Here is a 12,117-nt window from a genome sequence, read left to right as displayed (position 1 = left end):
GCCTATTTCTCTTTTTTTAAAACTATAAACAATTACAACTTAAAGCGCTTCAACTCTGTCCAGTAAATCCTGAGCAAGCTTTTGAATTTTGGAAGTTTCGGCATCTGCCAATAGTCTTGATTTCTTTGCTGCAGCTAATGCTTCCGGTTTATTTTTCATGGCTAAACATACATGTGCAAAAGTGGATTGAATGCTGTATTCTTCTGGCTCAAGCACAACCGCTCTTTTTGCCATTAAATAAGCTTGCTTTTGTATAGCCTTCGGTGCAGTACCATTATTATCACCTTTAGAACCTGACGCTCTTCTAGCCAGGAAGCTCAACTTCTCAGCATCATCTTTCAACTCATTCTTTAAAGCTTTTTTAGTGATTTTTACATAATCAGCAGTTCTTCCTGCGCCTAAATAAAAATCAGCTTCCAACATGATGCCTTGTTTTCTACGGTCGATCTTTTCAGAACTTTTAAAATAAGACAATTTCTCCATGAAAGCCTTTTCGTTTTTGCCAGACATTAAACCATACATGGTGCTGGTAACCAAACGATCTTTAAGCTGCTCTCTTTCTTCAGGCTTACTCCAATTGTTAAAAGCGCTTTCATTTGCGATGAAGTATGCACCTAACTTATCATTTTCAGTTCTAGCTAATGCTTTGATTGTTTTCCAACCGAACTCAGTACGCAATTCTTTTTCAGAGATACCATTAATGATATCCTTTCCGATCTGCTCTGCTTTCATTCTATCTGATTTGTTCAAAACCAGAACGTAATCCAATAAAAAAGGAAGATCACGAGTACCTTCTGTGTATTTTGCACTTAGGTAAGAAAGGTTTGTTGTAGGGTTAGCAGCTTTCTTTCCTTCTTCAAGAAATTCTTCCACCGACATTTTAGAAGCCGTTCTGTGTACTACTTCACCTTTATCATTGATGAACAAAAATGTTGGGAAAGACTGGACAGCATATTTCTTACGCAATTCAATTCCTTCTCCTTTTTCCATATCAATTTTAGCATTGATAAAGTTTTCATTATAGAAGTTAGCTACAGCAGGTACAGTGAATACATTTTTATCCATCCATTTGCATGGTGCACACCAAGAAGTGTAACAGTCTAAAAATATCAATTTACGCTCGGCAGCAGCCTTTGCTTTAGTATCGTTCCAGGTGGTAGTCTGGTTAAATTTAATCCCTTCCTGGGCATTAGTGGTAATGGCTGCAATCAGCAGAAACAAAAAGGTTAATGATCTCATAGAATTTGTTTTAATACTAACGGGTGTAAACTGGAATGCCTGGGTTAAGCGCCAATACCTTTGGTGGAATAGGCAATACATAACGCAAGTCATTAGGTGCCAAAGTATAGGTTTGTGTTCCATTTACGTGTGTAACGGTCTTTGCAAAACGCGGATCTTTGTTTAAGCGTTTAAGATCTACCAACCTGGTTATACCCAGGAAAGGCATTTCTCTTCTTCTTTCGTCAAGTGCGATTTTTAAAGCATCATCCTTTGTAGCAGCAACTAAAGGTTTGTTTCCTACAATACGCGCATTACGCAACGTATTTAAATGATCCAGAGCCTTGTCTTTACTCCCAACTCTGGCTTCGCTTTCTGCAGCAATCAGTAACAACTCAGGAGTGCTTAAACCTACATTAAAATTGACATAAGCCGCCCATAATACTCTTCCTGGGAAAGTAACAATAGTTGATCCAAGTTCTGATTTTCCATCAAGGAAAAACAATGAAAAGCGTTTATCTACAGCGTCTGCTGCAAGATCTGCTTTGTAAGTATCCAACAAATCCTTGCTCGCATATACCTCAGCAAATAAATGCGACGAACTTCCTGAACTTACGCGAGCCCAAACGGTTTCCTTACTATTTTGAACATCAGGAAAAGGAACAACGGTAGTACCTTCCATATAATGAACCCTGTCCCAGGTACTCTTTTTAGTTCCATAGATGCTATAATCAATCAAATCACTGTTTAACTTTAAAGCTTCATTAACATTTTTTAAAGCTTCAGTATAGTTTCCCATATACAGGTTTAGTTTGCTTAGAAAAGCAAAGCCTACACCTTTTGTAGGGCGGAACTTATGCGGAGCCGTTGCGCCTAAGTGAGGTAAGGCCTCCGCCAGATCGCTTTGTATCAACTGGTAAACTTCAGCAACAGTATTTCTTTTATACGGGGTAAGAATATTCTCGGTCAATACAATAGGAACACCCAGATCTGTTGATGCTGTAGCCGGATCATAATGCACGGCATAAGCATTTACCAAGTTAAAGTATTCGAAAGCTCTACCAACCTGAGCCTCAGCTTTCAACTGGAGCTTCTTGGCATCAGTAGCATCTAATACTTTTTCAACATTATTAATTACTGTGTTATAGGTAAATATGTTAGCATAAGCAGCCTCATAAAAAGGATCAACCTGCCCATCTTCCATAATTGCTCCATGCTGAAACTCATACAAATTACGTTTATAAAGAGCATAAGTTGTGTAATTCGCAGATGAGTTTATGTCCTTATCTACGCCAGTCTGAAGATCATCAGTTAAAAAATTAGGATAAACCGCAGAAACACCTGTCAATGACTGCCCATTTAAAAGCTTAACATAATCGTCATAATACTCAGGAATGGTATAGCCCTTAGGCTTAATGTCCAGGTATTTTTTACAGCCCGAAAGTGCGACTGCTGCAAATAGTATGGTAATAAATATCTTCTTCATTAGAATTTAATTAAAAGTTAGCAGATATGCCGAAAGAATAAGTTGTAGGAATAGCTATACCTCTTGATGGTGCTTCCAGAACATTATTTACTCCACGAGGAACTAATGTAGCCACTGTCCACGCTTCCGGATCAAGATTCTGTTTATTTGCTGCCCATCTCCACGGGTTTTGTACCTGGAAGCTGAAACGCATGCTTTGGATTCTATTTCTTTTCAATAGCTCATTCGCCAGATTATAACTCAAAGTAACATCTCTCAATTTAATATAATCGCCCTTTTGAATGTTTTGATCCCTAGCTTCCCAGATGTTAGTAATGGTACTAGATGCCGCTGTATAAAATCCTGGCGCTATACCTGGGATGTTCTCATCACCAGGTTTCTTCCAGTAATTCAAAGCACTTCTTTCCATATTGGTGGTATAGTTCAACTCAGCAAACTTTGTCAGGTATGGTGATGTTACATCACGCATTACATGACCGCCATAGTAAATAAACATAAAGAACAGGTCGAAATTCTTGTAGCTCATGTTGTTCATTAATGAAGCTGCAAAAAGAGGTGTCGTTGTTCCTGAATAAATCAGGTCATCAGGGGTTAATTGAGCTGTACTCTTTACTTCCCTGCCATCTTTAGTCAGTGCAATAGGCAAACCTTTACTATCTAACCCTTTATAACGAACACTATACAAAGCATCCATAGGTTTACCCACCCTATTTTGTCCTCTCTCCAAATAAGCATATACAGTATTGTTGGCGTTTTCCAGCTTGGTTAACTCATTTTTATTGTAGTTGAAATTTAAACCGCTGCTCCATGCAAAATCAGTAGTAGTGATGTTCTTGCTTTTGAAAGTAAAGTCAACTCCACGGTTTGTCATACTTCCATAGTTTAACAAAACCGAGCTCCATCCGATTGTTGGATCTGTACTTTGTTTACCTAAAAGATCACTCGTTGCTTTATTATAAAACTCGATAGATCCACTGAAACGACTTTTTAATAAGCTAAAATCAATACCAAAATTGGTAACCTTTGTTTTTTCCCATCTTAAACCTGCATTTGGCGGACTATATACATAAGCATACGCTTCCTTAGTATAGGTATTAGGACTTGTGTAATCTTTTGTAATCATATAAGGCCCGCTATCTTTTGGTATGTTACCATTAATACCGTAAGTAGTACGAATTGCAAGGCGGTCTAACCAATCATTTTGATTCTCAGACAACACATACATTACACCAGTAGACCAAAGTGGTTTATACTGATATTTAGGATCCGTACCAAATAAGTTTGATTGGTCCATACGGATACTTCCCGTAAAAGTTAATTTACGATCGTAAGTATAGGAACCGTTAGCATAGAAAGAAGCATATCTGTTTTCAAGATTAACAAAGCCTTTTTCTTTTCTGGTCAATGTAAACTGTCCAAATAGCGCTTCTGTTCCTTTGTATGCAGTAGAAAGAAAATCTTCATCAACAGGCTTATAGCTTAAGCTATGGTCATCATAGCCATATTTATATAAATTGCTTGAAGTAACCAATACACCACGTTGCTCAGCACCTGCAATCACATCAATTCTATGTTTTTCACCAAACAATTTATTGAAGTTAACCTGTGCACGCATGGTATGGGAATTCTGATCAGCACGGGTTTCATCTAACTGTCCACCAACTGGAATCAAATAAGGATTTCCGGTGTGTACTTGTTTAGCTGCATCATTAAGCATGGTCTTCACTTCATAAGCATCCTTAGTCAGATACTGCTTAGTATAGTTTTCAGTCCTTTCCTTTTGATAAAGTAAGTTAACTGATAAGCCGTCGATGATTTTAAAGTTTGCAGCAAAATTCAAGTTCAGGTAATTGCTCGTATTGTTGTAATGTTTCTTATTCAGCTCAGCTAATGGTGAATAATTTTCATCCTGCAGGCCTAAAGCGTTCAGACGATCAATTTCAAACTGGGATTTAGAATTATACCAATTTACATTTCTACCATTTTGATCTTTAAGCATGAAATATGAAGCTTTACCAGTATTTAATAAATTCATACCCAGTATGCCATTGTCGTAATCCTCATTTACTTTACTGCTGATTACACCTACATCAAACTTCATCCATTTAGTGAAATTGAAAGTATTGTTCAGGTTAAAACCTACACGACTAGAACTTTGCTCACGCTCGTATGGATTGTTTAGCATATAATTACCACTTAAGTTATAAGTGTAAAAATCTGAACCTCCTGAAAAGGAGATGTTATGTGTCTGGTTAATTGCTGTCTTACGAAGTAACTCATCAACTACCTGATCATACCTGTCGCTATTTCTGTATGGCTCCAATGCAGATTGCAATTGAGTCTCAGTGATATTACCTTCTCGTGCTTCGTAATATAGTCTGTACACATCATTCATTGATTTACGTGGATCAATTCCAGCGTAAGATCCTGATCTGTAGTTAAACATTTCTCTCTGGAAATCCACCAACTCTGAACTGCTCATCTTGTTCGTGTAGTCGCGGTTAGGTAGTGGAGTCAATTTAGCGATACCATTGTAAGTAATTCTTACAGGGCCTTTTTTACCACGACGGGTATTGATTACAATTACTCCATTGGCAGAACGTGCGCCGTAGATAGAAGCAGCGGTAGCATCTTTTAAAACTGTGATCGTTTCTATGTCAGCAGCGTTGATTGACGTGATATCACCTTCAAACGGAGAACCATCTACCACGTACAAAGGTTTCGCCTCACCCAACAATGTGGATACACCACGAATACGAACAGAATTCTGGGTATTACCTGCTGACTTATAACTGGTCAAACCAGCCGACATCCCTTCAATCCTATCTAAAATATTAGCTTGTAATTTTCCTTTCAAGTCTTTATCTGCATTAATCACCTCAATAGATCCCGCAGCACGTTCCTTTGGAATGTTCTGATAACCGGTTGATACAATGGCTACTTCAGCCAATTCACCAGGATTAGTTTCTAAATGAATGGTAACTGGTGAAGCCTGACCAGCTGAAATCTCTTTTGATTTGTAGCCAATAAATGAAATCACCAATATGGCTTTTTCATCTATGCCTTTCAGTTCAAATTCACCTTTACCATTAGTTAAAACTACTTTAGTACTGTTTTTAATCTGTATAGTAGCACCTGGAAGTGGTAAACCATCTTCGTCTAATACCGTTCCACGAATATCTTTCGTAGCGAAATAACTCACTACTTTATCAAGAATTCCAGTTTCCTTCTTTTTAAGCAACACTGTTTTTTCAATGATCTTAAAAGTAAGATCCTGGTTTTCAAAACAAGCTTTCAGTGCTTCTTCAATAGACGCTTTATCCAAATTAACGGATACAGTTTTTGCATCCTTTAGCAATTCGCTATTGTAAAGAAAGGTGTAATTTGTTTGTTGTTTGATGCTTTTAAGTACATCATTTAACGCTGCATTCTTTTTATGTAGGGTTACCTGAGCGAAGCCGCTTGCTACAGCTTGCATCAGGCACAATGTCATAAAAACAGCCATAAGATTAATCCGCATAATAATCTGTCTCCTGGTTTCCGGCTTTATAAGCGGGACACACTTATAAAGGCCTTTTAAAAGTTTAAAAATTGGTGCAAACCGAGGCTCATCCACACCATGTGAAGTATTAATAAAATACATACATTTGTAAGGTAAGGTTAGTAAATAGTAAGATTTGTTAGATATTTCTATCCTGATTTCATCAGGAATAATTATTAACTGAACGGTGACAAGGACGGCAATCCAAGTCTATACCGGGGGAAGTGCGATAACACTTTTCCCGGTTTTTTTTCAGCTCTCTCTCGGCTGCCCCTATTTTGGTCGTAATTGTTTTTTCATCCTGCTGGTTTAAGTTAAATTGATTTATATTTTTATGCTATGGCCTTATCTGGACACAACTATTCTTTTCCTGCCATCTACATTTTCAATACTGAACTTTATGTCCAGATATTTAAGCATATCTAAAAAAGCGGAGGCATTTACATTACGCGACACCTCCCCACTGAACTTTATAGCAGGAACTCCACCTTTATAAACTACATCAACATCATACCATCTCGAGGCCTGACGCATAACGCTGCTTAAATCTGTATCATTAAACTGGAACATCCCATTTTTCCAGCTAATAGCTTCTTCGAGGTTTGCCTTGGAAACGGTGACGGTCCTGCCCACAACAGACTGTTGACCAGGGCTCAACACCACATCCCTTAACGCTAAATTTGTAACATTCTTATATACAGGTATAATCTTTACACTACCCTCCAATAGAGTAGTCGTGGTTTCAGGTTCATCTCTAAAAGCGTTGATGTTAAAATGTGTACCCAACACTTTTAACCCCTGACGATCTGTATTTACATAAAATGGTCGCTTCTTATCTTTTGAGACTTCAAAATAAGCTTCACCACTCAATTCTACCCTGCGCTCATTCTCAGCAAATACAACCGGATATTTTAACGATGATCCGGCATTCAACCAAACTTTACTGCCGTCAGGCAAATTCAACTGGTACTTACCTCCTCTGGGGGTGGTAATAGTATTGTAAAGCAATTCACCAGAATTCAATTTTGCTCCGGCTGAAGCATTGCTATGATAAACAATTGTTCCGTCTTTATCTTTTGTAATAGATATCCCTGCCTGACTAGCTATTTCTCCTTCGCCAGTTTCATTAAGCACGATTTTTTGGCCATTTGATAATGTTAACACTGCATCGTTTTTACCGGGAGGTATATCGGCAACGGTATTCGTTATTTGCTCAACAGGCTTTGATTGTTGTAAATAGAAAAACAAAGCTAATCCTGTAACAAGGATTACGGCAGCAGCAACAGCCATTTTAGGCCACATTACGATCCTTTTGCTTACCAGTTCGCGTTGCTCCAATGCATTCCACACCTCATCCAGATCTTTCGACTGATCTTCAGGGGTTATAGTAGCTACATCATCTAATTCATAATCTAGATGCCAACTTTCTAAAAGCGCAGCTTCCTCTTCAGTAGATTTTCCTGCGAGGTAATTGGCTAATAGGTCTTTTGCGTCTGGTTTCTCCATTTTATTGAGCGTTTTGGTTAGGCTTATAAATGGAAGACAAATGAAAAATGCCTATGGGGTAAAAAAAAGTGAAAATAATATTAATCCGAATTTAGACTTCAAAATCCGCAGTGCATGTTGGATGTGTTTCCGAACAGTTTGCTCTGATAAATCCAGTTGCGCAGCAATCTGCTTATGACTTAGGTTCGATTTACGACTTAGTTCGAATACCTCACGCATTTTATTAGGAAGAGCGGTTATTTCCTTTTCTACAAGCTCTCCAAGCTGCTTTTCGCGAACGCGATGATCGGTAACGCAATGGCCTTTATTGATGAATTCTTGTAAAGAATCTATATACTGAGACTCGAACTTCTTTTTTGAAATTCTATTGAAAATTCGGTTTCTTAAAGAGATGTACAGATAGCCGGAAAGAGTGGTATTGAATTCAATACTTTCACGTTTATCCCATAAAAAAGCAAAAAGCTCATGGATAATATCCTTTGCTTCTTCGCGATCTCGCATCCATTTATAAGCATGGGTGTGTAATACGATTTTATATCTATTATAAATTTCAGTATACGCCAGCCTATCTCCTGCCTTAAGCAAGATCAGCAGTTCATAATCTGACGAAAATTCATAATTAGACCCCATAGTGTAATTTGGACGCAAAGATACGGATTAAGAAACTATTACCTTAATGGAGGGAGGAACGGACTATATTATGACTTTTACAAAAGAAAACCCTCTCCCGATTTTACTTAGGAGAGGGCTTCGTTATCATTGAGCATGTATTATTTCAATAATTCTTCCAGTTTTTTGTGTAAACCTTCTGCTCTTAAATTAGAAGCAATGATCTTTCCATCAGGACCTACCAAATAGTTTTGAGGGATACCTTTAACACCATACATTTGAGATGCTGCATTAGCCCATCCTTTTAAATCACTCACCTGAGTCCAGATTAATCCGTCGGCTTTAATTGCATTTAACCAGTTGTCTTTTTTACCTGGCATATCTAAAGAAACACCTAACACGGTAAAGTTTTTGTCTTTAAACTTGTTGTATGCAGCAACTACATTTGGGTTTTCTGCACGACAAGGACCGCACCATGAAGCCCAGAAATCAATCAATACATATTTCCCACGGAAATCAGAAAGCTTAACCGGTTTATCGTTTACATCATTCTGCGTAAAATCAGGAGCAATAGCACCAATTGAAGTAGATTTCGCGATGTTCATCAGTTTTACAAACTCCACTCCTGCTTTACTTTTTTTCAAGCGATCAGAAAGTTTATTGAAGGCCGGCTCTACTTTAGGAATATCCATATCGTATTCAGACATGTCTTTTAAAGACATTAAACTAAAATAAGAATCAGGGTTCTCAGCAATAAAGATCTGTTGCAACCTTGCTTTTTCTGCTGCTGCTGGTTGATGCCTATCGCGGAAACCTTTTACAAAATCTTCATTTTGCTTTTGGTCCATGCTTGCTGCTGCCCAGGCAGTATTTAAATCAGTAATGATTTTTTCAGGAGCAGCAATAGCCTTTTGGTATTTCTGATATTCTGTATTGATTGGAGAACCCGAAATTGCTGCATTTTTAACAGAATCTTTCGCTACAACGGTTACATTTCCTTTATCCAGATAAATAGAAAGTACGTCAGGATTTTTTGTAGCCTGGCTGATACCAGCACCGGTATGATCTAAACTCAGTTTTGCAGCTAATGGTCCGGCAACTGTTCCCTGAAATGAGAAAATTCCGTTTTTTACCAAAGCTGAATCTTTAACAGTTGATCCGGCAGCACGGTAGGTTAAATAAACTTTGGCTTTAGGGCCTGCTTTGGCAATTTTGCCTGTTACTTTAAATGGTTCACTCTCTGCGTTGGCCAAAACCGGAACCGAGCAAAGTAGGGTCAATAGTAATTTATTCATGTGTGTTTATTGTTTTTAAAGAGAAAACCCGCACAATTTCTTGTGCGGGTGGAGCGGGAATTATTTATATAAATCCAATTTCTGTCTGTACTGGTTACCAGTAGCCTGGATATTCCAGCCATAGCTGTTGAAGAATTTGATCAGCACTTCGTATTTCTTTGCACGTCTAGGACTGTTGTCAAGATACTTCTTCTTGATGTTGTCATATGATTCTGTTGTCATCAAAGTAATCCATTGTGGGAAATCTGAATCAAATGAGCGTGATCCAGAACCTGAGATAAATCCTCCGCTTTTAGCCAGTTCATCATTGGCAGCGTCTCTTTTAGCTGCATCATAATCCTTAAAGTAATCGGCATTAATCCTATCTGCAGCTAACCCTCCATCATAGGCTTTACCGGCCAATTCAAAACCATCAATTGGTTTCTCCATTCTTTGTGATGCCATAGTTCCCAAACTAGACCAGATAGCTCTTGTTAGTACAGAATCTTTATAGTAATGGGTAGCGGGATCAGTTACCGGAAGCGAATTAAGCATCTTATTAGGCCAGGTTAGCAACAATCTACTTCGGCCAATCATCTGCATGTCTGCTGCCCACCAGGAACCATTGTAAGTCTTAACATAAAAGAACTCCAGCGGAAAAAAAGCTTTGGTATACTTTGAAGACACATTTGATAATAATGATTGCGTAAAGGTGATCGCTTCCTGACGCTTGTTGTCCTCAATTTTTGTAGCGCCAAATCGGTTATTCACATCATTGTACAATATACCGTTAGAGACTTCTTTAGGATTGTTAAAATCCATCCTGATCCATAAACCATAATCATTATAGATAGATCTTACTTTAGGATCCGCATTTGGATCCGGTCCGAACATCTGCGAGATTTTCAAATCATCAGAGGCAACTGGATTATCTTCTTTTTTACATGCGGCAAAGGTGGTGATTAAGCCCAATGCAAGGACGCATACATTTCTAAATTTCATAATCTTTATATTAAAATAAACTACTATCTAGGATTAAGTGGCATTTCGGGACTGTTGTTGATTTCAGAAGGAGGAATCTGCAATAAGTATCTAGGATCATTCTTTTTCAAAGCATAAATCACTCCATTTTTATAGTTATGCTGAATTTCAGGTTTGCCGAAGCGGCGCAAATCCAGCCACCGTAAACCAGCATCAAAAGCTGTTTCTACACGACGTTCTTCTAAAACTCTTTTTAGGATAGCATCATTGTTTGCAAAATCTGTCATTTTTAAAGGCACATAATTTGCCTTTTTAATGCGCTTTTGCAAAATCAGATTCAAGTCTGCAATGGCCAATGCACCCTGGTTGGTACGGGCATAGGCCTCGGCACGGGTCACATAAGCTTCACTAGCCTTCATTCCAATATAATAAGAGTCTCTTGATTGGGTTGCATACATACAATACATGGTTGGCCCTTTGGCTACCACATCAGTATTTTGGACAGCCCATGATTCAAAAATGTATTGCCTGTAATCTGTTAAATATCCATAACGCTTGGTTAGATTTAACAACTCCTCGGTAGGTTTAAATGCAGCAGCACTATAATAAAAAAGATTGTTGTTAGCCCTGCCGCCTGTAAAAAACAAAATTTCTTTGTTATAATCCGTATCTATAAACCCAAAATCATATGTAAAAGCATATGGACCACTTTTAGAATCAATATAATCTTGCAAGCCGTTCAAATCTGTCAGTGGACTAGCACCCATAACGGAAGTAGCAGACTCAATAGCAGTTTGATTATCCCCCATAAAAAGCGCTACCCTCGCTTTAAATAGATCTACAGTGTTAGCACTGAACCTAAATCTGCTTGTAGCTGATTTACCTGCTAAAAGTCGTGAAGCTTCGTTTATATCCTTTACGATTTGCGTCCAAACCACTCCAATTGGTTGACGTACATTATTAGTTGTGTTTACATTTACATCTACCGCAGTTAAAGGCATAGGTACACCAGGCAACTGTAAATTCTCCGCTGTATAAACATCAGCATACCAATTTATTAAATAGAAATAGCTATAAGCCCTTAATGCAAGTGCTTCACCTTTAACTTTTTCGTACAATTCCTTTTCATCAGATGAAGGAGTACGCATTGCAAAATTATCGAGCACAGTATTGGCGTAGAATATGGATTTATATAAATTACCCCAATAAGCATCTGTTTTAACCGCATCTGGTAGCACACTGGAAGCCCAAACAAACCATGGTTCATGTGTTTTACCAGGTGCATTGCCTGAATTTAAATTGGCATAAGCATTATCTGTCATGAGTTCCGTATTAAAGAAATAGTCAGATCGCGGATACCCACCAATTAGGAGCGATTCGTAATCCTTAACAGTTACCGGCATCATACCGTTAACAGGTTTAATATCGAGCAATTTTTTACAACCGCTAAAAGTGATTAGCAATATTGCCAATATGTTGATATAGAATATTTTTTTCATGGC

General features: G+C 38.1%; 8 protein-coding genes. All 8 read right to left on the bottom strand.

The features are described from left to right. Positions 1 to 39: 39 nt before the first annotated feature. Entirely contained in the window at positions 40 to 1,239 is a 1,200-nt protein-coding gene (locus B9A18_RS02340; protein ID WP_159452585.1) for a thioredoxin family protein, read from the bottom strand. Positions 1,240 to 1,255: 16 nt separating this feature from the next. Next, positions 1,256 to 2,704 carry a RagB/SusD family nutrient uptake outer membrane protein gene (locus B9A18_RS02335; RefSeq protein WP_084287048.1) on the bottom strand — a complete coding sequence of 483 codons (1,449 nt, stop codon included), beginning with the start codon at positions 2,702 to 2,704 and terminating at the stop codon, positions 1,256 to 1,258. A 10-nt stretch (positions 2,705 to 2,714) separates the two neighbouring features. Next, positions 2,715 to 6,209: a SusC/RagA family TonB-linked outer membrane protein gene (locus B9A18_RS02330; RefSeq protein WP_235005214.1), complete on the bottom strand. Its 3,495-nt coding sequence runs from the start codon at positions 6,207 to 6,209 to the stop codon at positions 2,715 to 2,717. A gap of 381 nt (positions 6,210 to 6,590) precedes the next feature. Next, a complete protein-coding gene (locus B9A18_RS02325; RefSeq protein WP_084287046.1) occupies positions 6,591 to 7,751 on the bottom strand; it encodes a FecR family protein in 1,161 nt (386 codons plus the stop codon). Positions 7,752 to 7,802: 51 nt separating this feature from the next. Next, positions 7,803 to 8,381: an RNA polymerase sigma factor gene (locus tag B9A18_RS02320; RefSeq protein ID WP_084287045.1), complete on the bottom strand. Its 579-nt coding sequence runs from the start codon at positions 8,379 to 8,381 to the stop codon at positions 7,803 to 7,805. 140 nt (positions 8,382 to 8,521) lie between these two features. Further along, a complete protein-coding gene (locus B9A18_RS02315; protein ID WP_084287044.1) occupies positions 8,522 to 9,655 on the bottom strand; it encodes a TlpA disulfide reductase family protein in 1,134 nt (377 codons plus the stop codon). A gap of 60 nt (positions 9,656 to 9,715) precedes the next feature. Further along, complete coding sequence (locus tag B9A18_RS02310) at positions 9,716 to 10,636, bottom strand: hypothetical protein (RefSeq protein ID WP_084287043.1); 921 nt, start codon at positions 10,634 to 10,636, stop codon at positions 9,716 to 9,718. A 23-nt stretch (positions 10,637 to 10,659) separates the two neighbouring features. Then, a complete protein-coding gene (locus B9A18_RS02305) occupies positions 10,660 to 12,114 on the bottom strand; it encodes a RagB/SusD family nutrient uptake outer membrane protein (RefSeq protein WP_084287042.1) in 1,455 nt (484 codons plus the stop codon). Positions 12,115 to 12,117 lie beyond the last annotated feature (3 nt).

The organism is Pedobacter nyackensis (assembly GCF_900176505.1).
Taxonomy (GTDB): Bacteria; Bacteroidota; Bacteroidia; order Sphingobacteriales; family Sphingobacteriaceae; genus Pedobacter; species Pedobacter nyackensis.
This window is presented reverse-complemented; position numbering and strand designations above follow the sequence as displayed.

Coding starts and splice junctions, on each gene's coding strand:
- B9A18_RS02310 (WP_084287043.1), bottom strand. CDS start 10,636: ATGAAATTTAGAAATGTATGCGTCCTTGCATTGGGCTTAATCACCACC.
- B9A18_RS02340 (WP_159452585.1), bottom strand. CDS start 1,239: ATGAGATCATTAACCTTTTTGTTTCTGCTGATTGCAGCCATTACCACT.
- B9A18_RS02305 (WP_084287042.1), bottom strand. CDS start 12,114: ATGAAAAAAATATTCTATATCAACATATTGGCAATATTGCTAATCACT.
- B9A18_RS02335 (WP_084287048.1), bottom strand. CDS start 2,704: ATGAAGAAGATATTTATTACCATACTATTTGCAGCAGTCGCACTTTCG.
- B9A18_RS02325 (WP_084287046.1), bottom strand. CDS start 7,751: ATGGAGAAACCAGACGCAAAAGACCTATTAGCCAATTACCTCGCAGGA.
- B9A18_RS02315 (WP_084287044.1), bottom strand. CDS start 9,655: ATGAATAAATTACTATTGACCCTACTTTGCTCGGTTCCGGTTTTGGCC.
- B9A18_RS02320 (WP_084287045.1), bottom strand. CDS start 8,381: ATGGGGTCTAATTATGAATTTTCGTCAGATTATGAACTGCTGATCTTG.
- B9A18_RS02330 (WP_235005214.1), bottom strand. CDS start 6,209: ATGGCTGTTTTTATGACATTGTGCCTGATGCAAGCTGTAGCAAGCGGC.